Origin of the sequence: Kribbella ginsengisoli (assembly GCF_039537185.1) — a bacterium.
In the GTDB taxonomy this organism is placed as follows: domain Bacteria; phylum Actinomycetota; class Actinomycetes; order Propionibacteriales; family Kribbellaceae; genus Kribbella; species Kribbella koreensis.
On sequence record NZ_BAABAA010000023.1, the window covers coordinates 1 to 22,524 of the forward strand.

At 68.9% G+C, this 22,524-nt stretch carries 20 protein-coding genes; 14 read left to right on the plus strand and 6 right to left on the minus strand.

The annotated features are described in order from the left end of the window. Positions 1-710 precede the first annotated feature (710 nt). From dprA to ABD768_RS41295, 4 genes are all read right to left on the minus strand, one after another. Entirely contained in the window at positions 711-2,276 is a 1,566-nt protein-coding gene (dprA, locus tag ABD768_RS41280; RefSeq protein ID WP_344850227.1) for a DNA-processing protein DprA, read from the minus strand. Then, on the minus strand, positions 2,273-3,850 hold the full coding sequence (locus ABD768_RS41285) for a YifB family Mg chelatase-like AAA ATPase (protein WP_344850229.1): 1,578 nt from the start codon (positions 3,848-3,850) through the stop codon (positions 2,273-2,275). The genes dprA and ABD768_RS41285 overlap by 4 nt, the downstream gene beginning before the upstream one ends. Beyond that, positions 3,850-4,206, minus strand: coding sequence for a YraN family protein (locus ABD768_RS41290; RefSeq protein ID WP_344850231.1), 357 nt, complete (start codon positions 4,204-4,206; stop codon positions 3,850-3,852). Before ABD768_RS41290 ends, ABD768_RS41285 begins: the two co-directional genes overlap by 1 nt. A gap of 89 nt (positions 4,207-4,295) precedes the next feature. Then, a complete protein-coding gene (locus ABD768_RS41295) occupies positions 4,296-5,921 on the minus strand; it encodes an APC family permease (protein WP_343977471.1) in 1,626 nt (541 codons plus the stop codon). Positions 5,922-6,057: 136 nt separating this feature from the next. Between ABD768_RS41295 and ABD768_RS41300 the strand changes: the two genes are divergently transcribed. Together ABD768_RS41300 and ABD768_RS41305 are read left to right on the plus strand one after the other, a co-directional pair. Beyond that, positions 6,058-6,999: a tyrosine recombinase XerC gene (locus ABD768_RS41300; RefSeq protein ID WP_343977468.1), complete on the plus strand. Its 942-nt coding sequence runs from the start codon at positions 6,058-6,060 to the stop codon at positions 6,997-6,999. 31 nt (positions 7,000-7,030) lie between these two features. Beyond that, positions 7,031-7,510, plus strand: coding sequence for an RrF2 family transcriptional regulator (locus ABD768_RS41305; RefSeq protein ID WP_343977465.1), 480 nt, complete (start codon positions 7,031-7,033; stop codon positions 7,508-7,510). 23 nt (positions 7,511-7,533) lie between these two features. On the opposite strand, the gene ABD768_RS41310 is transcribed toward ABD768_RS41305, so the two are convergent. Further along, the gene (locus ABD768_RS41310) at positions 7,534-8,469 is read right to left on the minus strand and encodes a peptidoglycan DD-metalloendopeptidase family protein (protein WP_344850234.1); all 936 of its coding nucleotides are present in this window, start codon (positions 8,467-8,469) and stop codon (positions 7,534-7,536) included. Between the two features lie 328 nt (positions 8,470-8,797). On the opposite strand from ABD768_RS41310, the gene rpsB reads away from it, so the two are divergent. The 6 genes from rpsB to ABD768_RS41340 all read left to right on the plus strand — a co-directional run bounded on the left by rpsB (position 8,798) and on the right by ABD768_RS41340 (position 13,671). Further along, a complete protein-coding gene (rpsB, locus tag ABD768_RS41315) occupies positions 8,798-9,757 on the plus strand; it encodes a 30S ribosomal protein S2 (RefSeq protein ID WP_343977460.1) in 960 nt (319 codons plus the stop codon). Between the two features lie 134 nt (positions 9,758-9,891). Next, the gene (gene tsf / locus ABD768_RS41320) at positions 9,892-10,710 is read left to right on the plus strand and encodes a translation elongation factor Ts (protein ID WP_343977458.1); all 819 of its coding nucleotides are present in this window, start codon (positions 9,892-9,894) and stop codon (positions 10,708-10,710) included. A 52-nt stretch (positions 10,711-10,762) separates the two neighbouring features. After that, positions 10,763-11,524: a UMP kinase gene (pyrH, locus tag ABD768_RS41325; RefSeq protein WP_425552178.1), complete on the plus strand. Its 762-nt coding sequence runs from the start codon at positions 10,763-10,765 to the stop codon at positions 11,522-11,524. 119 nt (positions 11,525-11,643) lie between these two features. Next, positions 11,644-12,198, plus strand: coding sequence for a ribosome recycling factor (gene frr, locus ABD768_RS41330; RefSeq protein ID WP_425552180.1), 555 nt, complete (start codon positions 11,644-11,646; stop codon positions 12,196-12,198). Continuing rightward, on the plus strand, positions 12,198-13,031 hold the full coding sequence (locus ABD768_RS41335) for a phosphatidate cytidylyltransferase (protein WP_343977456.1): 834 nt from the start codon (positions 12,198-12,200) through the stop codon (positions 13,029-13,031). The genes frr and ABD768_RS41335 overlap by 1 nt, the downstream gene beginning before the upstream one ends. 31 nt (positions 13,032-13,062) lie before the next feature. Beyond that, positions 13,063-13,671 (plus strand): GNAT family N-acetyltransferase, encoded by a 609-nt coding sequence (locus ABD768_RS41340; protein WP_343977453.1) that lies wholly within the window; start codon positions 13,063-13,065, stop codon positions 13,669-13,671. Here the strand turns inward: ABD768_RS41340 and ABD768_RS41345 are convergent. After that, a complete protein-coding gene (locus tag ABD768_RS41345) occupies positions 13,661-14,695 on the minus strand; it encodes an LLM class flavin-dependent oxidoreductase (protein ID WP_343977450.1) in 1,035 nt (344 codons plus the stop codon). The two genes, ABD768_RS41340 and ABD768_RS41345, sit on opposite strands and share 11 nt — an antisense overlap. 272 nt (positions 14,696-14,967) lie before the next feature. On the opposite strand from ABD768_RS41345, the gene ABD768_RS41350 reads away from it, so the two are divergent. The 6 genes from ABD768_RS41350 (at position 14,968) to ABD768_RS41375 (ending at position 22,512) form a co-directional block, all read left to right on the plus strand. Beyond that, positions 14,968-15,732 (plus strand): C39 family peptidase, encoded by a 765-nt coding sequence (locus tag ABD768_RS41350; protein ID WP_343977447.1) that lies wholly within the window; start codon positions 14,968-14,970, stop codon positions 15,730-15,732. A 72-nt stretch (positions 15,733-15,804) separates the two neighbouring features. Further along, positions 15,805-16,104 (plus strand): Rdx family protein, encoded by a 300-nt coding sequence (locus ABD768_RS41355; RefSeq protein WP_344850239.1) that lies wholly within the window; start codon positions 15,805-15,807, stop codon positions 16,102-16,104. A 63-nt stretch (positions 16,105-16,167) separates the two neighbouring features. Next, positions 16,168-17,289, plus strand: coding sequence for a dual-specificity RNA methyltransferase RlmN (rlmN, locus tag ABD768_RS41360; protein WP_343977443.1), 1,122 nt, complete (start codon positions 16,168-16,170; stop codon positions 17,287-17,289). A 4-nt stretch (positions 17,290-17,293) separates the two neighbouring features. Further along, positions 17,294-17,827 (plus strand): DivIVA domain-containing protein, encoded by a 534-nt coding sequence (locus ABD768_RS41365; RefSeq protein ID WP_344850241.1) that lies wholly within the window; start codon positions 17,294-17,296, stop codon positions 17,825-17,827. Positions 17,828-17,844: 17 nt separating this feature from the next. Then, entirely contained in the window at positions 17,845-18,696 is an 852-nt protein-coding gene (gene pdxY / locus ABD768_RS41370) for a pyridoxal kinase PdxY (RefSeq protein ID WP_344850243.1), read from the plus strand. Positions 18,697-18,723: 27 nt separating this feature from the next. After that, the gene (locus ABD768_RS41375) at positions 18,724-22,512 is read left to right on the plus strand and encodes an NACHT domain-containing protein (protein ID WP_344850245.1); all 3,789 of its coding nucleotides are present in this window, start codon (positions 18,724-18,726) and stop codon (positions 22,510-22,512) included. Positions 22,513-22,524 lie beyond the last annotated feature (12 nt).

A 22,524-nucleotide genomic window follows, 5' to 3' on the forward strand; every position in this document is an offset into this window, starting at 1 on the left:
CGCGGTTTCCTTCTTCGAGTCGGTTGTGAGAGATCACTCGAAGGATCACCCGATGACCGCGCTCACGTCTCCGCCCCGCGCATCACCAGGATCTCGCCGTACACCACTCTGCTGGACTCAACTCCTGCCACCTGTCGCCTCCGGCACCACTTGCCTGCCGCCCGGCCTCCGCGGCCAGGCACCTGCCTCCCACCGCCTAGCAGCCGGTACTGCCGCCTGCCACCCGCCGCCCGGTACCTACCGCTGCCCAGCACCCAGTACCTGCACCCGGTACGCACACCACTCGACTCCGTCGCCACTCGACGCCATCGCCGCCCGGCCCCGCCCCGGCCCCGCTCTGGCCCTAGCCCCGGCTCAGGTCTGGCCCGAGCCCGAGCCCGACCCCGACCCTGAGCCCGACCCGAGCCCGCGCCCGGCACCGGCCACCGCCCGGCCCTGGGCCCGCAACCCGAGGGCCTCAACTCGTGGCGGCTGACCTGTGTCCAAGGCGTCGGGCGGGCGGAGGCGGGCTCGGGGCAGGTCGGTGGCGAGTGGGGGGGGCTTCTGTCGCGCGATCGATCGGCGGTTGGTCCGGGCTTCGACCCTCGGGTCGACGATTCCGTCCCCCGAGCCAAGCCTGGGACTTCCGCGTGTGTTGGCTGCCGGGTGGTGGGGGGGGTACAGGGTGCGGGGTGCTGGCGATGGGTGTGGGAGGAAAGACGAGGGGGTGGTTAGAGGGATTGGCGGTGGGTGGGGGAGAGGCGCCAGCCGGTGGGGGTGTATTCGATTAGGTGGGAGTCGGCGAGGGTTTCTAGGCACTCTTGGGTGGTGTCGAGGTCTAGGCCGGCGGTGGTGGCTATGCGGGTGGCGGGGGCGGGGCGGAGTACGGGGACGGCGTCTAGGGTGCGGCTCAGGTCGTGGTCCAGGTGGTCGGTGATCGTGGTGGGGGCGTGGGGGTAGGGGGTGGTGTGGGTGCCGATCGGGGAGATTGCCTCCAGGATGTCGGCGACGTTGGTGGCTAGGGCGGCGTTGCGTTCGCGGATCAGGAGGTGGACGCCTTCGGACATTCGGGAGGTGATGGGGCCGGGGACAGCCAGGACTTGGCGGCCGCATTGTTCGGCCCAGCCGGCGCTGTTGAGGGCGCCGCTGCGGATGGCGGCTTCGACTACTACGGTGCCGAGGGTTGTTGCAGCGATGAGTCGGTTGCGGGCCAGGAAACGCAGCTTTGTGGGGGAGCAGCGGGGTGGGAGTTCGCTGATCAGCAAGCCTGTTTCGGCGATTCGGTCGAAGAGAGCGGTGTTGCTCTTCGGGTAGCTGACATCGACTCCACACGCGAGTACAGCAACGGTCGGACCGCCGCATGCGAGGGCTCCGCGGTGGGCGGCGGCATCGATGCCATAGGCGCCGCCGGAGACGACTGTCACCCCCTCATCGGCAAGCCCCGCAGCCAGTTCGCCGGCCGCGTTTTCGCCGTACGCCGAACAGGCACGCGCACCCACCACGGCAACAGACTTGGCCAACGTCTCCCGCAGTTGCGCCGGACCGCGAACCCAAAGCCCGAACGGCACGCCGCCCCGACGACTCTGGAGCCCGGCGTCGGCGAGCACCTCCACCTGCTCGGGCCACTCGTCATCACCTGGGATGACGAATCGTGCGCCAGCCGCCGCCGCGCGCTCCAGATCAATCTCCGGCCGCGCCTCCGCCACCCGCGAAGACCACCGCTCGAACATCGGCCGCTTCTCATGCAGCGCCTCCCACAGCTCCAACACCTCCATCCCTTCAAATGCTGTGATCGCTGCCGGATCCCCCGGCTCCACCACCCGAACCAACCCGGCCCGAGCCAGCCGCTCCGCATCAACTTCATCCGTCCCATCACCACCCGAGGCGACAGACGTACATCCATCCGCCGGCCCCGTCCGGTGCGGAGGCGTGCGGTCGCCCAGGTCCGGTGCCCGGTGGGAAGACGAGCGCTCGCTGACGAAGAGCGGCTCACTCAGAGGCGTGCGCTCATCGATGTAGGTCGGCTCGCGCGGAGGTACGCGCTCGTCGATGTGGGTCGGCTTGTCCGGGCGTGGGTGGTCGTCCTTCGGTGTGCGCTTGGGTGCGGAGGCTGGCTCGTGCGGAGGAGGGCGGTCGCGCATGAAGGCGGGCTCGCAGGAACGGTTGTGTTCGTAGGTGGCGGCTGGCTGGCGGAGAGCGTGCTCGTCCGGGGCGGGGGTGGTGGTTGGGAGGGGCGTGGCTTCGGTGGGTGTGTTGGTGGTGGGTGGAGTGGTCGGGGACGGGGGTGGTGTGGTCATGAGGTGAGCTTTCTGAGGGGGCGGTCGTTGGTTAGTGGGGTCAGGGGGACGCCAGTACGGAGTTGGAAGGCTGTGTGGGTCAGGGGGACTGTGGGGATGGGGGCGCCGGCTAGGTCGGCGAGGGTCCAGGCGACGCGGGAGACTCGGTCGAAGCCTCGGGCGGTGAGGCGGCCGGCGGCGTAGAGGTCTTCCAGAAGGCGTTGACTGGAATCGTCGATGGGGTATTCGCGGCGCAGGATCGGGCCGGGGATCTCGCTGTTGAGGGTCCAGCCGGTGTCTTGGTAGCGGTGGGCCTGGCGTTCGCGGGCCAGGCGGACTCGGGCGGCGACCTCGGCGGTGGATTCTGGGCGGTCGGCTTCGCCTTCGCCGCGGGCGGCGGGGAGGATCTGGCGCTGGATGTCGATCCGATCCTTGATCGGGCCGCTGATGCGCTGGCGGTAGCGGTTGAGATTTTGCGGGGTGCAGTTGCAGACGTTGTTCGGAGTGCCGGCCAGTCCGCAGGGGCAGGGGTTGGCGGCGAGGACCAGCAGGAATCGGGCTGGGAACTTCGCGACCGCCGCTGCCCGGTGAACCTCGATGAAGCCCGACTCGAGCGGCTGGCGCAGCGTGTCGAGGGTCAGAGGGTGCATTTCGGGAGCTTCGTCTATGAACAAAATGCCTCGATGCGCACAGCTGATCGCGCCGGGGCGGGGCATGCCGGAGCCGCCACCGATGAGGCTGGGCAGGGACGCGGTGTGGTGCGGGGCGATGAAGGGCGGTCGCACCACCAGTTCGGCGTCGTTGGTGAGCAGGCCGGCCAGCGAGTGGACTGCGGACACCTCGAGGGAGTCGTCGGTGCTGAGGTCGGGCAACAGGCCCGCCAGACGCTCGGCGAGCATCGTCTTGCCCGAGCCTGGTGGGCCGTGCAGGAAGATGTGATGGCCGCCAGCGGCGCTCGCCTCGATCGCCTTGCGTCCTTCGCGCTGGCCGAGGACGTCGTGCAGATCGACCTCCGGCACCCGGGTGAGCGACTCGGAGATGAGCCGGGGCTCCGCCCGTGGCGGGTCCTCGTCGGGCATCTCGGTCTGGCGGAGCAGCGCGAGCACCTGGCGCAGTGACCGCATCCCGTAGACCTCGATCCCGGGCACCAGCCGTGCCTCGCCCGCGTTCAGCTCGGGGACGATGACGCGTTCGAAGCCCGATCGGGAGGCGGCCAGCGTCATCGCGAGCGCGCCGCGAACCTCTCGCATCCGCCCGTCCAGGCCGAGCTCGCCGATGATCGCCACGTGGCGCAGGCGTGCGTTGTCGACCACGCCGGCGGCCGCGAGGAGCGCGCAGGCAATGCTGACGTCGTAATGCGAGCCTGTCTTCGGCAGGGTCGCGGGGGACAGGCCGATGGTCACCTTGCGGTCGGGGAACTTCTCGCCGCTGTTGACGACGGCGGCCCGGACCCGGTCGCGGGCCTCGGACAGCGAGGTGTCGGGCAGACCGATCAGCGTGGTCTTCGGCAGACCCTGGGCGATATCGGCCTCGATCTCGACGAGGTGGCCCTCCAGGCCGACGAGTGCGACGGACCAGGCCTGGGCGAGCGGCATCAGGCCACGCCCCTGACATGGTCGACGCTCGGCGCGCCGCGGTACGGCAGGAGCACTGCGACGATGTCGATCCGGACCTCGCCAGGGCGCACCTCGTGCTCCCGCAGCCAGTGGCCGACCAGTTGGCGCAGCTTGGTGAGCTTGCGGTACGTGATCGACTCGAGCGGGCTGCCGTAGCCCAGTCCGCGCCGGGTCTTCACCTCGCAGACGACGAGGGTCCGGTTCTCCCGGGCGACGATGTCGATCTCGCCCTGGCCGCACCGCCAGTTGCGCTCCAGGATCGTGAAGCCGTTCGCCACGAGGTACCTGGCGGCGAGATCTTCGCCGTACTTCCCGACCGCTTCCGTGGTTCGCATCGATGACCACCTCCGGCTGAAGAACATGCCGAGGTTTCGCCGACTACGAAAACGACTTCGGGGCCTGTGGAAAACAGGCCCCGAAGTCGTCAGTTACGCATGTGCTTGCCGCGCGTCGACTGCTTCGACGGTGGTGGCGTCCGGACCGCCCGAAGCTCGCCGGAGTCGTGCTCGCTCCGGATCGCCTGCAGGCCGCCCGTGCCCGGGTCGGTGTCGCCGATGTCGAAGTCCCAGCTGTCCTCGTTGGCCAGCCGGCTGTGCCAGCGGCCGTAGAGGCCGTAGATGGCCAGGCCGACCGCCATCCAGATCGCGAACTTCGTCCAGGTGCTGGTCCGCAGGTTGAGCATCAGCCACAGCGTCGCGGCCAGCGACAGCAGCGGGATCAGCGGCACCATCGGGACCCGGAAGCCCCGCTCCAGGTTCGGCTCGGTACGCCGCAGTGTCAGCACTCCGACCGCACAGAACGCGAAGCAGAACAGCGCGCCGATGACGAGCAGCTCCTCGAGGTCGAGGACCTTCGGGTACAGCGTCAGTGCGATCGCCGCCGCACCGGCCGCGGTGGCAGCACGGGCGGGCGAGGAGTAGACCCGGCTGACCCGGCCCAGGCTCTTCGGCAGGAGGCCGTCACGGCCCATGTTGAAGAGCACCCGGCTCTGTGCGATCAACACGACCATGATCACCGTCATCAAGGCGAGCAAGGCCCCGAGATTGACCACGTTGGCCGCCCAGCCCTCGCCGACGGCCGACATCGCCTCCGACACCGGTGCGGCGCCGCCCAGCTGGCTGGACGGGCGCATCCCGACCAGGACGACCGCCATCGCGACGTACAGGATCGTGACTGCGCCGACGCCGAGCAGCATGCCCTGCGGGACGGTCTTGCGCGGGCTGCGGGCGTCCTCGGACGCGGTCGCGATCAGGTCGAAGCCGATGAAGGCGAAGACGATCGAGCTGGCCGCGGTGAAGATGCCCATCAGGCCGAACGAGCCGAACGAGGAGTCCAGGATCCAGCTGAGCAGGGTCGGACTGGCCGTCGCCGGGGCCGGCCGTGCGTCGGGGACGAACGGCTTGTAGTTGTCGAAGTTGATGTGCGTGGCGCCGACGACGACGACCAGCAGGATCACCGCCACCTTCGCCAGCACCACGACGGTGAGCACGCGGGACGACAGCTTGGTGCCGGTGACGATCAGCGCGGTCAGCACCAGCAGCAACAGCGGCGCGACCAGGTTCAGCTTGGCGTCGGGGCCGAAGAACTGGGCCACGCCGGCGGGCAGGGTGACGCCGAATCCGTCCAGGGTCGCGAGGAAGTACGCCGACCAGACGCGCGCCACGATGGCCGCCGCGGTCACGAGCTCGAGCACCAGCGCCCATCCGACCAGCCAGGCCCACATCTCGCCGAAGGTCACATAGCTGAAGGTGTACGCGCTACCTGAGACGGGGATCGTCGACGACAGTTCGGCGTAACAGGCCGCAGCCAGTACGCAAACCACCGCCGCGATCAGGAACGACACAATCACCGCGGGGCCGGCGACGTTGGCCGCCTGCTTTCCGCTGAGACTGAAAATGCCGGACCCGATCATCACACCTAGTCCGAGAACGACTAGGTCGCGACGACCGAACAGGCGCGGCAGACGGTGCCGCGCATCCTCGACTCGAGTGAACGCCGACTCGACCGGCAGGCGCCGGCCTACGGTCTGTCCGTTCGCTGAGGGGGCCATGGTCAGGGGTGCCTCCGTTGCTACTAGGGCAATCGGGCCGAACAGTAGTCGACCAGTGGGGATTCGGGCCAGACCTCCTCAGGTATCTGCCGCGCGGTGGCTTGCGATGCCGCTGCCACTCCCGCATGGTCAGGACATGGTGCCCGACGAGGTCAGCGCAACGCCTTCCAGGGCGGAAGATTTCGCTGTGTTACTGGCTGACTACGAACGGCATCTGACGGCGGAAAGAGACCTCAGCAAACATTCCGTCCGAGCCTACATGGGCGATGTGATGGATTTAATCGATCATTTGACTCGGCTTGGTCACGATGATCTGAGCGGTCTCGATATTCGTGGTCTGCGGTCCTGGCTGGCCAAGCAGCAGAGTCTCGGCAAGTCGCGCACCACGATCGCGCGGCGCGCGACCGCCGCCCGGGTCTTCACCGCCTGGGCGCAGCGGACCGGGCGGATCGAGACCGATCCAGGCGCGTTGCTGGCCAGCCCGAAGCCGCACAAGTCGCTGCCGGGCGTGCTGGGGCAGGCCGACACGCGGGCGGTGCTCGACGCCGCGGCGGTTGCCGCGGACGACGGCAGCCCGGTCGGGCTCCGCGATCTGGCGATCATGGAGTTGCTCTACGCAACGGGTATCCGGGTCGGCGAGCTCTGCGCCATCGATGTCGACGACGTCGACGCGGGCCGGCGGGTGATCCGCGTCTTCGGCAAGGGCCGCAAGGAACGGTCGGTGCCGTACGGCGTACCGGCAGGGGTTGCTCTGGATGGGTGGCTGGACGGGGCGCGGCCGAAGTTGTTCCGGCCCGGGAGCGGGCCGGCGTTGTTCCTCGGAGCCCGGGGGGCACGGATCGATCAGCGGACCGTACGGCGGCTCGTGCACGCCCGGATGGCGGCGGTCGACGCGCCGGACCTGTCGCCGCACGGGATGCGGCACACGGCCGCGACCCACCTGCTCGAAGGCGGCGCGGATCTGCGCAGCGTGCAGGAGTTGCTCGGTCACGCTTCGTTGGCGACCACCCAGATCTACACGCACGTGTCGGGGGATCGGCTGCGACGCGCCTACGAACAAGCGCATCCACGCGCCTGACCTGGGGCCTCGATACGGCAGACTGCGGAGTATGCGGGTTTCGGCGAAGTCTGACTATGCGTTGCGGGCGCTGATCGAGATCACCCAGCGATGGGTGGCGAACGATCCCTCGGTGGTGTCTGCCGAGGAGCTCAGTCGTGCGCAGGGGATTCCGCACGGGTTCCTGCAGGGGATCCTCGCCGACCTGCGGCGGGCGGGTGTGCTGTCGAGCCAGCGTGGTCAGTCGGGCGGGTGGAAGCTCGCCGTCGACCCGAACGAGGTGTCCGTGGCCGACGTCATGCGGGCGGTGGACGGGCCGATCGTGAGCATCTCCGGAGTGCGGCCCGAGAGCGTCGCGTACAACGAGCGGGCGGTCGTGCTGCAGCGGGTGTGGATCGCCGCGCGGGCGAGCCTGCGGGACGTGCTGGAGCACACGACGCTGACCGACCTGGCCAAGGGCAAGCTGCCGGCTGGTGTCGAGCGTCGCTCGAAGGACGAAGACGCCTGGCAGGCGCGGGTCCCGGGGAGCTGATCCGGGGTCGGTTCGGCGGGGCATCAGTGCCGCCGGATCAGGAGGCTGCCGATGAGCGTGCCTGCGGCGGCCAGACCGACGACCACGCTGGAGGCGAAACCGCCGCGAGGTGAGGCCTCAACGGCCGGCGGAGAGGCCTGTCGGCGTGGGATGCGTGAGTCGGCCGGCTGTGGGGCTGTTGGCGGGGTAGTTGGGCGTGGCGGAGGGAGCTCCGCAGGCATGGCTGTTGGCGGGGTGGCTTGGATGGGCGCGCTGTCGTGGCGGGGTGCGGGTGGGCCTGGCACTGGGGCGTTGGGGTCGGCTGGGCTTGTTGGCAGTAGGCGGACTGGGTGGTGGGGGAGTAGGGAAAGCGGGTTCAGGTAGGTGGTGGACTCGAGTAGGCCCCAGTGGAGGCAGGTTGCTGGGGCGCAGTGGGAGGCGGCTGCTGAGAGGTGGCCTAGTGGGGTGCCCGGGGTGACTTGGGTGCCTTTGCGGACTGTGGGGATGACCGGTTCGTAGGTGGTGCGGAGCGGGCCGGTGGCGATGACGATGACGCCGCGGCCGGCGAGGGGACCGGCGTACGTGACTGTGCCGGAGGTGGCGGAGCGGACCTGCTGGCCGGGAGAACCGCGGAGGTCGAGGCCGCGGTGGCCGGGGAGCCAGGGCTTGGGCGGGGGCGCGAAGCCGCGCACGACCTCGGGGCGAGGAGAGAGTGGCCAGACCGCAGCCGGCTGCGCCGGAGCGGCGGTCGGAGGGGCAGGCGCGGGGGTGGCCCAGGCGGGGAGGGTCGCCGGGGTGGCCCAGGCGGGGAGGGTCGCCGGGGTGGCCCAGGCGGGGAGGGTTGCCGGGGTGGCCCAGGCCGGGAGGGTTGCCGGGGTGGCCAAGGCGGTAATGGCGGCTGTCAGGGCGGTGGCTGGGGCGGGGTTGGTGGGGGTGGTCGGGGCTAGGAGGGCGACGGTGGCGAGGAGGGTGAAGGTCATACAGGGAATGTGCCGTTGGAGGTGGGGGATGGGGACTGGGAATCTGTGGGGGTGTGGACAAGTGGGGCCGGTTAGGTTTGGGTGGCGGGTTTCCCGTAGACTTTTGGTGGCGTCCCACGTGAGTGGGGCGACTTCGCACGCCCGCATGCCCCGAGACTGACTCCAGCAACCCTGGTGGCGGTGGGGGCGCACCACTCGGTCCCGGATCTTCGGGGTCGGTGCGCGCGGGTGTCAGGCGCAACGGACCAAACCCGGTCCGCTGCGGGACAACCGAGACTGTGCCGTCCGAGTGTGCAACGCCGGGCCGGCACGACAGGAGGAACACCTCATGGCCGTCGTGACCATGAAGCAGCTGCTCGAGAGCGGCGTCCACTTCGGGCACCAGACCCGTCGCTGGAACCCGAAGATGAAGCGATTCATCTTCACCGAGCGCAACGGCATCTACATCATCGACCTGCAGCAGTCGCTGTCGTACATCGACCGCGCCTACGAGTTCGTCCGGAGCACCGTCGCCTCCGGCGGCGCGATCCTGTTCGTCGGCACCAAGAAGCAGGCCCAGGAAGCGATCGCCGAGCAGGCGACCCGGGTCGGCATGCCCTACGTGAACCAGCGCTGGCTGGGCGGCATGCTCACCAACTTCCAGACCGTCAACAAGCGGCTCCAGCGCCTCAAGGAGCTCGAGCTGCTGGACTTCGACGACGTCGCCGCCTCCGGTGTGACGAAGAAGGAGCTGCTGCAGAAGCGTCGCGAGCACGACAAGCTGCTCAAGACCCTCGGCGGCATCCGCGACATGGGCCGCGTTCCGGCCGCTGTCTGGATCGTCGACACCAAGAAGGAGCACCTCGCCGTCGACGAGGCGCGCAAGCTCAAGCTGCCGATCATCGGCATCCTGGACACCAACTGCGACCCGGACGAGGTCGACTTCCCGATCCCGGGCAACGACGACGCGATCCGTTCGGTCGGCCTGCTGACCCGCGTGGTCGCCGACGCTGTCGCCGACGGTCTGATGTCGCGCGGTGGCCAGGGCGCGGCCGCGGCCGGCGAGGAGCTGGGTGCCGAGGAGCCGCTGGCTGCTTGGGAGCGCGAGCTGCTGGAGAGCCAGAACGGCGCCACCACGGAGGCGAAGGCCGCCGAGGCCCCCGCCGCTGAGGCCACCGCAGTCGAGACCCCGGCCGCCGAGGCCGCTGTCGAGGCCCCCGCCGCCGAGGCTCCGGTTGCCGAAGAGGCCCCCGCCGCTGAGGCGACCGAGGCGCCGGCTGCCGACGAGGCGCCGAAGACCGAGGCCTGACCGGTCTGTCACCGCAGGGAGCCGGAGCCGCCGTACTACGGCAGCCCGGCGCCCGGCGGTGACAAAGCCGCCGGCCCGGCCCGTGCGGCGAATCCCATCAGCTGACGCACCACACAAGACTGAGAGATCGAGGAATGGCGAACTACACCGCCGCTGACGTGAAGCGGCTCCGCGACGCCACCGGCGCGGGCATGATGGACGCGAAGAAGGCACTCGAGACCACCGACGGTGACTTCGACAAGGCGATCGAGGAGCTGCGCATCCACGGCGCCGCCAAGGCTGCCAAGCGTGGCGCCGAGCGCTCCGCCACCAACGGCCTGGTCGCCGCCGCGGAGACCGCGATGGTCCAGCTCAACTGCGAGACCGACTTCGTCGCCAAGAACGAGCAGTTCCAGCAGCTCGCGGCCGACATCGTCGCGCACGCCGCCGCCAGCAAGGTCGGCGACGTCGAGGGTCTGCTCAGCGAGAAGCTGGCCGACGGCAAGACCGTCGCGGAGAACATCGAGGCGCTGGCCGCGGTGATCGGTGAGAAGCTCGAGCTCGGCAAGGTCGCCGTCTTCGACGGCAAGGTCGCGGCGTACATGCACAAGCGTGCGGCCGACCTCCCGGCCCAGGTGGGCGTGCTCGTCGAGTTCGAGGGCGACAACGCCGAGGCCGCCCGGGGCGCCGCCATGCAGGCCGCCGCGATGCGTCCGCTCTTCACCACCCGCGAAGAGGTCCCGGCCGAGACGGTCGAGAGCGAGAAGCGGATCGCCGAGGCGACCGCCCGCGAGGAAGGCAAGCCCGAGCAGGCGCTGCCGAAGATCATCGAGGGCCGGGTGAACGGCTTCTTCAAGGAGGTCGTGCTGCTCGAGCAGTCCTCGGTCCAGGAGAACAAGAAGACCGTGAAGGCGGTCCTCGACGAGGCCGGCGTGACCGTCAAGCGGTTCGCTCGCTTCGAGGTCGGAGCCTGACGGTTCACCGACCGAACAGCTAGTCAACGCAGTCGACGAGGAGGCCGGAGTCGTGACGGAAACCCTGGGTACCGAGACGAATCCGGCCTCCGAGCCGTTCGATCCGGCCTATCGCCGGGTGCTGCTGAAGTTGTCGGGTGAGGTGTTCGGCGGCGGCAAGCTCGGCGTCGACCCCGACGTGGTGAACTCGATCGCCAAGCAGATCGCCGAGGTGGTGCGCTCCGGCGTACAGGTCGCGGTGGTCGTCGGTGGCGGCAACTTCTTCCGCGGCGCCGAGTTGCAGCAGCGCGGGATGGAGCGCAACCGCGCCGACTACATGGGCATGCTCGGCACGGTGATGAACTGCCTGGCGCTGCAGGACTTCCTGGAGAAGCTGGGTGTCGAGACCCGGGTCCAGACCGCCATCACGATGGGCCAGGTCGCCGAGCCGTACATCCCGCGCAAGGCCGACCGGCACCTGTCCAAGGGCCGTGTGGTGATCTTCGGCGCCGGTTCCGGCATGCCGTACTTCTCCACCGACACGGTCGCCGCCCAGCGCGCGCTGGAGATCGGCGCCGAGACGCTGCTGATGGGCAAGCAGGGCGTCGACGGGGTCTACGACTCCGACCCCAAGAAGAACCCCGACGCGGTCAAGTTCGACCAATTGTCGTACGACGACTTCCTGTCCCGGGGGCTGCGGGTGGCCGACGCCACCGCGATCAGCCTGGCCCGCGACAACGCGTTGCCGATCGTGATCTTCGGACTCGAGGAGGGCAACATCGCCCGCGTCGTCCGGGGTGAGAAGATCGGGACGGTCGTCTCGCCGGGGCAGTAGTCACACGCACTAAGATCACGGCCAACACACGGGCCCAGGTCCGTCGTGGTGTAAACCAGCGTTCGTAGGGTTGGATCAGGCCGCACCGACGCGGCCCCGAGGAAGCGAGGAATGTCGTGATCGACGAAGCACTCCGCGAAGCCGAGCAGAAGATGGCGAAGGCCGTGGAGGTCGCCAAGGACGATTTCGCCGCGATCCGCACCGGCCGCGCGCACCCGTCGATGTTCTCGAACATCGTGGCGGACTACTACGGCTCGCCGACGCCGCTGCAGCAGCTGGCCGGATTCCAGGTGCCGGACCCGCGGACCGTCCTGATCTCGCCGTACGACAAGGGCGCGATGGCGGCGATCGAGAAGGCCATCCGCGACTCCGACCTGGGCGTCAACCCGGGCAACGACGGCTCGGTGATCCGGGTGACCATGCCGCAGCTCACCGAGGACCGCCGCAAGGAGTACATCAAGGTCGCCAAGACCAAGGGCGAGGACGCCAAGATCTCGGTCCGTAGCATCCGCCGGCACGCGATGGACTCGATCGGCAAGTCGGTCAAGGACGGCGAGGCGGGCGAGGACGAGGGCAAGAGTGCTGAGAAGCGGCTGGACGGGATGACGAAGAAGTACGTCGACTCGATCGACCAGCTGCTCAAGCACAAGGAAGCCGAACTGCTCGAGGTGTGATGGGCGTCGACCAGAGCACGCCCGCGCCGAGCCGCGCCGGGCGCAACCTGCCCGCGGCGATCGGTGTCGGGGTCGGTCTCGGTGCGGTCATCATCGGTTCGCTCTTCTGGTACAAGGCTCTGTTCGTGCTCGTCGTGCTGGCCGCGGTCATCGCGGCCGTCGACGAGCTGGTCCGCGTGTTCCACGCCAGCGGCGCCAAGCTGTCCCGGATCCCGTTGTTCGCCGGTACGACGGCGATGCTGGTCGCCGCGTACTACGGTGGCCCGCTCGCCCTGCTGATCGCGATGGCGCTGACCGTGCTGGCGACGATCTTCTGGCGGATGCCGGGTGGTTCGATCGGCTTCGTCCGCGACGTCACCACCAACGTGTTCCTGATCGGGTACGTGCCGCTGCTGGCCGGGTTCGCGATCCTGCTCGTCCAGCCGGACCACGACGGCCCGAAGCGGGTGGTGACCTTCTTCCTGGTCGTCGTGGCCAGCGACGTCGGCGGCTACGTGGCCGGTGTGCTGTTCGGCAAGCACCCGATGGCGCCGACGATCAGCCCGAAGAAGTCCTGGGAAGGGTTCACCGGCTCCACGCTGGCTTGTATCGGCGCCGGCATCGGCTCCGTGGTCTGGCTGCTCGACGGCCCCTGGTGGGTCGGCGCGATCGTCGGCGCGGTGGCGGTGCTGACCGCGACGGTCGGCGATCTGGCCGAGTCGATGATCAAGCGCGACCTCGGGATCAAGGACATGTCGAACCTGCTGCCGGGTCACGGCGGCGTGATGGACCGGCTGGATTCCTTGCTGGCAACGGCTCCCGCGGCCTGGCTGTTGCTGCATCTACTCGTTTGACGTAGGCGGCGCCGCCGGGTTCGATGGCCGTATGACCATCGCACCCGACGGCCGCTCCCTGCACGGTGACATCGTCCGGCTGGACCGGCTCGTTGCCTCGGACATCGATTCCCTGTACGCCGCGATCGCCAGCGAGCAGGTCTATGCCGGCGGATTCGGCGGCGGGCCGGCCGCGATGCCGGCCAGCGTCGGCCACATGCGCGAGACGTGGATCCCCGCGGCTGCCAACCGCGTCGCGTACGTCGTCCGCCTGGCCGCCGACAGTGAACTGGGCGCCGAGGGCACCGTCGTCGGCACGTCGAGCCTGGCCGACGTCGATCTCCACAACGAGCGCACCCACCTCGGCTACACCGGGTACGCACCGGCCGTCTGGGGCACGAAGGTCAACCCCGCGGCGAAGCTCCTGCTGCTCCAGCACGCCTTCGAGGACTGCGGTTTCGGCCGGGTGAAGATCCAGACCGGCCTCGCCAACACCCGCTCCCAGGCCGCGATCGCCAAGCTCGGCGCGACGCGTGAGGGCGTTCTCCGCCGGCACATGAAGCTGGCCGACGGCTCCTGGCGTGACACCGTCGTCTTCTCGATCCTGGCCGACGAGTGGCCGGACGTCCGCAAGAAGCTCCAGGACCGGATCAGCGGCTAGTGAGGCTCCTGAGTCCAGCCAGCTCGCCGAGCAACCGGTAGGACTCCAGCAGATCGGCGCGGTCGTACGTGTTCGTAGTGATCAGTACTTCGTCCGCGCCCGTCCGCTGCACCAACCCGCCCAGCGCGGCATCCACCTCCGCAGGCGTGCCGTAGATCTGCCCGCTGAGCGACTGCTCGAAGAACCCGCGCTCCTTCTCGGTCATGTCGAGCTCCAGCACCGTGGCGATCGACTGCAGCGGCGGGAAGACGCCACGGGTCCGCGAGTACGCACTGGACCAGGCCTCAGGCAGCAGTAGTCGCCTAGCCGCTTCACCAGTCGCAGCCACTGCCACTGTGGCAGCCAGCACGACATAAGGCGCACCCGCCCAAGCGGACGGCTGGAAGTCGGTGCGGTAGCGGTCGATGAGGCTCAGCAGCTCCTGCTCGCCTTTGACCCCAGCGATCACCAGGGGCAGTCCGAGCGAGGCTGCGAGCACAGCGCCTTCCCCGATCGCCAGCACGAACGGCGGCACGGTCAGGCCCTCGCCCGGACGTGCATGGACCTGCGGATGGTTCTGCTGAGTACCGGTGAAGTACCCGAGCAGCTCTCGCACCTGGTCGCTGAAGTCCTCCGCCGCGTCCTTCTCGACGCCCAGCGCCCGCCTGATCCCGTTGGTGAAGCCCACTGATCGCCCGAGCCCCATGTCGATCCGCCCCGGGAACAGCGACTCCAGTACGCCGAACTGCTCCGCCACAACCAATGGCTGGTGATTGGGAAGCATCACTCCACCAGTGCCAACGCGGATGCGAGACGTGGAAGCCGCCACCGCCGCCGCCAGGACAGTAGGAGCCGACCCGACCACCCCCGGCACGCTGTGATGCTCGGACACCCAGAACCGGTGGTACCCGAGCTCCTCGACCTGCCGCGCCAGCTGGACGGTTCCCCGAAGCGTCTCCGCCTCTGTCTCGCCCGCCCGGGTCCGCGACCGGTCCAGGACCGACAACGGGACCCCCGCGAGCGCAGTACCGGCCAGTGAATCCATGAAGAGTCCAACTGGCGCACCCAGGTCCCCATTCCCCGGTGACAGCGGCCGGTTTCGATCTGCGTCGAAATTGCCGGTGATATTTTCACGGCTCCCAGAGGGCGATGGAAATCTGATGACAACGCGCTGACCTGCGAAAACACCCCGATGTCAGTCGCTGAGCGTGCCCGGACGTGCCCGGAGAGTGGGTTTACAAGCCCGGCCGGAAGGAATCCACTGACATGTGCGACGGCCACGGAGGCCGCCGCGTCGAGGGCTTGAGGAGCTCACACATGAACAGTGATCTGTTCCAGCCGCCCGTGAGGCTCGGGAGGCGTACGACCACGAAGTTGAAGGCCGTGGCATGCGGTCTGGCCCTGATCGCCGGCGTGTCGATTCCGATGGCCGCGTCGGCCTCGGTGGCGCCCGGACCGGCGGCCACTGCCCAGACAGGAGCCAAGGTCAGTACCGGGTTGTCGAGCGCCACGCTCGCCGCCAACCAGGCCGCCGCGGCCAAGAAGGTGCCGACGCTCGGCCACTCGACCCAGACCCTGCGCTCGCTGAGCATCCAGTTCCAGTACCAGCAGACCGGCTACTGGTGTGGCCCGGCCGCGACCCGGATGGCCCTGTCGGCGCGGATGTCGTCGCCGCCGAGCCAGCAGGAGCTGGCCAACCAGCTGCCCACCACGACCAACGGCACCGACTGGATCGGCCAGGTCACCCGGGTCCTCAACAACCGGCTCAACACCGGGTACTACGAGACCAAGGAGATGCCGAACGACCCGCCGACCCAGGCGCAGCGCAACCTGCTCTGGTACGACATCCAGTACGACATCGACCGCGGCTACGCGATCGTCGCGAACATCGTTGCCCCGGCCAACAACCACCCGCCGGGCTACCCGAACTACACGATCTGGCACTACTTCACGGTGATCGGCTACGACACCAGCGACTCGACCGTGCTGATCGCCGACCCGGCCGGCTTCGGCCCGGCGACGTACTGGCTGACCTTCAACCAGCTCGCCACCCTGATCCCGCCGAAGGGCTACTCCGCCTGACCTGAGCCTGGGTTGATGTGGCGACCTCGGTCGCCACATCAACCCATCGAGCGGAAAGATAAGTTTGAGGCTGTGACGACAGAGCCTCGGTTGGAGATCCACTACTGCACCCAGTGCCGCTGGCTGATGCGGGCGGCGTGGACCGCGCAGGAGTTGCTGACGACCTTCCCGAAGGAGCTGGGGGAGGTGGCGCTGGTCCCGGGGACCGGTGGGATCTTCGACATCTCGCTGCAAGGCGAGCTGCTCTGGTCGCGGAAGGCCGAGGGCGGGTTCATCGAGTTGCCGCTGCTGAAGCAAATGGTCCGGGACCGGATCGCGCCGGACCGGCAGCTGGGCCACTCCGACCGTAAGGCCGGCGCGACCGAGTTGTGATCCCCGGCACGTCGGGGATGTGAATTTGTGAATCGTCGACCGCCCGCGCGACAATGGGTTGCGATGACTACCTCCCTCCCGCTCGTTTTCGATGAGCCGCGCCGTGCCAAGAAGCCGCCGCGGCACCTGGCCGACCTCAGTGGGGAGGAGCGCCGCACCGCGGTGACGGCGCTCGGCGAGCCCGCGTTCCGGGCCAAGCAGTTGTCGAACCACTACTTCGCCCGGCTGACCGACGACCCGGCCGACATGACGGATCTGCCCGCCGCGACCAGGGACAAGCTGGTCGCCGAGCTGATGCCGCCGCTGCTGACCAAGGTCCGCGACCTGGAGTGCGACAACGGCACGACGCGCAAGTCGCTCTGGAAGCTGCTGGACGGTTCGCTGGTCGAGTCCGTGCTGATGCGGTACAAGGACCGCACCACGATGTGCGTGTCGTCGCAGGCCGGCTGTGGCATGGCCTGCCCGTTCTGCGCGACGGGCCAAGCCGGTCTGACCCGCAACATGAGCACCGCCGAGATCGTCGAGCAGGTGGTGGACGGCGCCCGCGCACTGTCACGTGGCGAGATCGCCGGCGGCCCCGGCCGGGTCAACAACATCGTCTTCATGGGCATGGGCGAGCCGATGGCCAACTACAAGGCCGTGATCGGCGCCGTACGCCGGTTCACCGAGCCCTCGCCCGATGGCCTGGGCATCTCGGCGCGTGGCGTGACCGTGTCGACCGTCGGCCTGGTGCCGCGGATCAACCAGCTCTCCACCGAGGGCATCCCGGTCACCCTGGCGCTGTCGCTGCACGCGCCCGACGACGAGTTGCGCGATGAGCTGGTCCCGATCAACAACCGGTGGAAGGTCGACGAGGTCCTCGACGCCGCCTGGGGGTACGCCGAGAAGACCAAGCGCCGGGTCTCGATCGAGTACGCGATGATCCGCGACATCAACGACCACGCCTGGCGGGCCGACCTGCTCGCCGAGAAGCTGGCCGCCCGCGGCGACTGGGGCTGGGTGCACGTCAACCTGATCCCGCTGAACCCGACGCCCGGATCCAAGTGGACTGCCTCCGACCCGGCCGACGAGCGCGAGTTCGTCCGTCGCCTGCAGGCCGGCGGCATTCCGACCACGGTCCGCGACACCCGCGGCCAGGAGATCGACGGCGCCTGCGGCCAGCTCGCCGCCGCCAACAAGGACTGACCGCGTGCTCCGCCCGGAGTTCGCGGTCAAGCGCTTCGGCGAGCGGTACGACCGCGCCGAGGTCGATGCTCTGATCGACAAGCTCCTGGCGACGGTGAACCGTACGACCACACCGTCGGTGACCGTTGAGGATCTGCGCAGCGCTGCATTCCGTACTCCGCTGCTCGGCCCCGGCTACTCGGCCCAGGAGGTCGACGACTTCCTGACCGACGCCGAGCAGTGGATGCCGGACCGTCCGGCCGTCCGCCCGATGCCTACCGGGCAGCACCGCGAGGGGCCGCTGTTCACCCCGGTCCGTATCCGCGAGGGCTATTCGTTCGAGGATGTCGACGAGTTCGTCGAACGGGTGATGGCGACGGTGAACGGCGAGCCGGTCAAGCGCCCTGTCACCGTCCGCGAGCTCCGCAAGGTGCGGTTCACGCCGGTCCGGCTCTCCGAGGCTACGACGTCGAAGAGGTCGACAACTGGCTCGATCAGGCCGAACGCTGGCTCACCGGCGAGGACTGAACCGCACCGGCACGAACGGCGGCAGTCCTGAAATGGGATGATCGAGCGGTGAAGATCCTCTCGATCCAGTCCGCGGTCGCCTACGGCCACGTGGGCAACTCGGCCGCCGTCTTCCCGCTCCAGCGCATCGGCGTGGAGGTGTTGCCGGTCTACACGGTCAACTTCTCCAACCACACGGGCTATGGCGCATGGCGTGGTCCGCTGATCAGCCCGGACGACGTTCGCGAGATCGTGCTGGGCATCGAGGAGCGGGGAGTCTTCCCGCAGATCGACGCGGTGCTGTCGGGCTACCAGGGCGGTGAGGGGATCGCCGACGTCATCCTCGAGACGGTCGAGCGGGTGAAGAAGGCCAACCCAGCGGCGGTCTACTCCTGCGACCCGGTGATGGGCAACGCGAAGTCCGGCTGCTTCGTCGCTCCGGCGATCCCGGTGCTGCTGCGCGATCGGGTCGTACCGGCCGCCGACATCATCACGCCGAACCAGTTCGAGCTGGGCTTCCTCACCAACACCGAGCCGGACACCCTCGAGTCGACGCTGGCCTCGGTGGAGCTGGTCCGCGCGACCGGCCCGCGCACGGTGCTCGTGACGAGCGTCGAGCGGCCCGACCGCGAGGAGGGCACGATCGAGATGCTGGCGGTCGACGACAGCGGCGCGTGGCTCGTCCAGACGCCGTACATCCCGATGAAGGCGAACGGTTCGGGCGACGTGACGGCCGCCCTCTTCACGGCCCACTACGGACGTACCGGCGACCTCGCCGACGCGCTCGCCCGCGCCACCTCGAGCGTCTTCGACCTGCTCACTCGCACCCACGAGTCGGGCGAGCGCGAGTTGCAGCTGATCGAGTCGCAGGACGCCTACGCCAATCCGAGGATGCAGTTCACCCCGACCCGCGTCGCCTGAGGTTCGTACCCAGGGAAGGAGGTGGCCTTGCCGAGGAAGCGCTTGGCGCACAACTCGAACATCGTCTTGGCCATCCTTCATCTCGCAGGCGGAAGCCGGTTCGCCGACGCGGCCAGAGAGCTGCGCGATGGCAGCCTGGCGGCCTCCGGCGACTTCACCGAGCTGCCGGCCGAGCTGGCCGTCAAGGTTCTGAACCGGGCCGGTCATGAGTTCCGGCACGCGGCCGACGGCGACCTGGGGTCAGCAGAGCTAGCCCTTGAGGAACTCCTCGCGGCCGCACCGAAACGCGAGACCCTCGGCCGGGCGCTGCGCGATGCTGAGTCGCTGCGGACGTACCTGCTCAACCATGGCGGACGAGAGCGCCGGGCCGGTCTGCTGTCGGACGACGCGCAGCGGTACTTCGATCGCCTCCTCGATCTCACCTGCGAGTTCATCTCCCGTACGGTCCACGAAACCGACCTGGCCGGCCGCGCCGAGCGGGCCGGGATCGCGGAGTTGCTGGCGAACGTCGACCTCTGGCGGCAGGAAACGGCCGAGCTGCTCAGGACGGACGGCAAGGCTTGGAGTGGGGATGCCTTGGCCGTACTCCGGGCTGCGGGTGCCCAGGCCAGACGCAGCACCCAGCCGGAGATCCTGCCAGGAATGGACCGACTCGGCGCTCTCGAAACCGCAGTCGGCGGACTAACCAAGTCGCTGGCGATCATCGGTGAGGGAGGGCTCGGCAAAAGCGTCCTCGCCGGCCAGCTCTTCGAACGGTTCCAGGCCGATACCTCGACCATCTTCGTGCCATGCACCCGGATCCCGGCCTCCGCGGCACTGACCGACTCAGCCGCGGTCGACCTGGCCTTCGGGCAAGCGGCCGCCGGCGACCGGGAAGCAGGCCCACTGACCGCGATCCTGGCGAACCTGCCGGCCGGCTCGCGGGCCGTCGTCATCGTGGACACTCTCGACCTGATCCTGACCGAGCAGAACGCGGACGACGTCGCCTATGTGCTGCGGCAGATCGCACGCACGGCCCTGCTGTTCATGACGTGCCGGGACCAGGAGTGGCACAGCTACCTGGAGTCTGAGCGCGACCTGGTGGAGACGCTCTATCGCGTCCCGGCACTGACCTCCGATGAGATCAGCGAATGGGCGGCAGCGTACGTACAGGCGAGTGCCTTCCCGCAGGACCGGCGGGAGACCTTCGCGGCAAGCCTGAGCCACCGCCTGTCCGCAGCAGGTGTCAGAGATGTCTTCTCCTCGCCACTGCGCCTCGCGATGGCTTGCGACATCTATGCCGCCGCAGGTGTTGTCCCGGCAGGCCTCACCATCACACGGCTCTATGAGGCCTACTGGGAAGGCCGCGTGGCCAGGGACCGGCGTGGCAGGCGGGCCGACCGGGCCGCGCATCAGGTCCAGGCCGCCGAGGGGCTCGCGGCGTCTGTCTGGGAGGCCAGCGGTAGCCGGTTCATCGAGTACGTTCCAGCAGACGACGCGATGACCGCTACCGGCCTCAACGATCTACTCAGCGAGGGAACCGTCCAGGTGCTCGGCGGGCGGTACGCCTTCTTCCACCAGACCTATGCGGAGTACGCCGTCGCGCGCCACCTCGCCATTCGCGCCACCTCGGCCGAGCTGGACCGGCTGGAGGCCGGATTGCGCGCCGGAGCACCCGGCTACTGGGCGGTCGCCAAGCACCTGCTGATGCTGGAGATCCCTTCGGACCGGCTGCAGGAGCTGGCCGCACATGTGCCCCGGGACTCGGTCGAGGGGATCCGGCTCCACTTCCAGAGTGCGATGGCGCACGACGACAGCCGGCTGATCGAGCGCCTGGCCGCTGAGCTGAAGGAGCGCCGCCCGGCGCTCCTCATCGCGAGCGTCGGCGTACTGGAGTCGGCGGCCGGAGACTGTGTCGGTCCTGCGCTCGACATCGCCCTGTGGTGCTTGGGCAACGCCGACACCTCGAGCTTCCCCACGGTCGCCATGACGGTCGGACCGTTGATCCCCGCCGCCCGACCGGCAGACCAGGCCGCGCCTTTGGGGCGCGCGTTGGATATCTGTCTGAAGCGGATGGCCGCCGACCGGAGGAGGCACATCGGGCCGGTCATCAGGCGGCTGCTCGAAGACGCGGTGACAGCCGATGCGACCGGGATCGACCTCCGGATGCTGGTCAACCGGTACGGCCAACTACCCGAGCCGGCCAGGGCCTGGGTACTGGCTGTGGCTCGCCATCGGGCTGCCGGTCCACAGCTGACGACAGCGCTGATCGTGCGGGCATTCGGTCTGAAGTGCCCGACCGGAGCGACGGAGGACGCCGCCGGGTTGTTGATCAGTGTCTGGCAGGAGCCCGAGGTTCGCGCGGCGGCAGGTTGGTCGGACTGGCGGTCGATGCTCGGCGCGGCCTTGCCGGAGCGCTGGAACGCTTGCCAGTTGCGGCTGATGCGCCACCTGTGCGCCGACCGGGCAACGGCACGGGAGTTGCTGGCGGCCGTCTTCGATCCGGACACGTCGATCGAGCGGACGCAGTACACGAACGCCGTTCTCAATCTGGCTGCCGACGAGCCTGACCTGGTTGCTCAGGCCGTCATCCGGACACCGCGGACGACCTCGAACGGCGTGCTGGGCACGTTGGCCACGGTGGCGAGCCATCTAGCCGGACGGGTGGACGCCCACGCCCAGTCGGAGCTCGCCGATTCCATGGAGGCTTACCTGGGCGATCATCCACACGTGATCTGGCCGGTCGTCCTCAAGCTCGCCTGCGACAACCCCAGCAGGCTGCGGGAGTACGTCGAGCGGTTGACCCGCTTCTCGGTCGAGGACGCCGACGGTCTGATGCACGGACGATCGACGGTACGCCGTGCCTTCGCCGTCGTTGTGTCCACGGCCGAGCCGGCCGTCGTCCGCGAACTCGAAACGGAGCTCAGGGCGCTGTGTACGTCCGGGGATCCGGCCGATCTCGAGCAGATCGCCCGCCTGCAGGGCCGACTGACACCCGTCTCGGCCACCGCTCGCGAATGGGTCTCTGAGCAACTTCTGGAAGGCACCCGGCCGAAGGTTGCGAGGGCCGCCGCCCAGGCTACGGCCGACTCGTTGAACGAGTGGGATCGAGAAGAGCTCAAGGGGCCGGGTCTGGAGTGGCTGCTCGGATTGGTGGCCTCGGAGCAACCACACTCCGTCCGGGCCGTGGTTGCCGCGGTGGACCAACAGACCACAAGCCTCCAGCTCCCGGAGACCTGGGGACCTGTCGTCGTCGACCGGCTGGTGCGCTCGCTCGCCAGCGGCGAGGACCAAGAGGTCCAGACCGCGCTGATCCGGCTGATCAGCTCGATCGACCACGCGACCGGAATCAGCACGGCCGACGCGCTATTGATCATCGAAGCGCATCTCGAGGCCGCCCGGGTTGCCCTCGAACGGTCGTCCGCAGCAGACTCCCGGGCCAGGTCCGCGGCCTATGCCCGGCTGCTGGCTGCTGTCACCACGCTCGGCGCGACTCACCTCGGCCTTCAAGAGCTGGGCGACCTCGCGGTACGAGTGCTTACCACCATCGACTCGGCGGCCGTCGTCTGGCGAGAAAGACCTGGCCCCGACAAGTCCGGTCGGCCGCGCAAGAACCTCGCGGACATGCTGATCCGGGTCGTCACCACGCAACCCCTCGCTATGCCGCGACTCGAGGACGCCTGGCCGCACTGCTCAGCCTCCAACAAGGCCGCGATTGCCGAGTGCGTCGCGCTGGTGGAGGCCGGGACCCGGGGCGTCATCAGTCTCAGGCTGGCCCGGCGGGCGGACTGCCCGCCGGACATCTCCAATCTGCTGCACGCCCGCTTCGGTGGATAGCCAAGTCAGCAG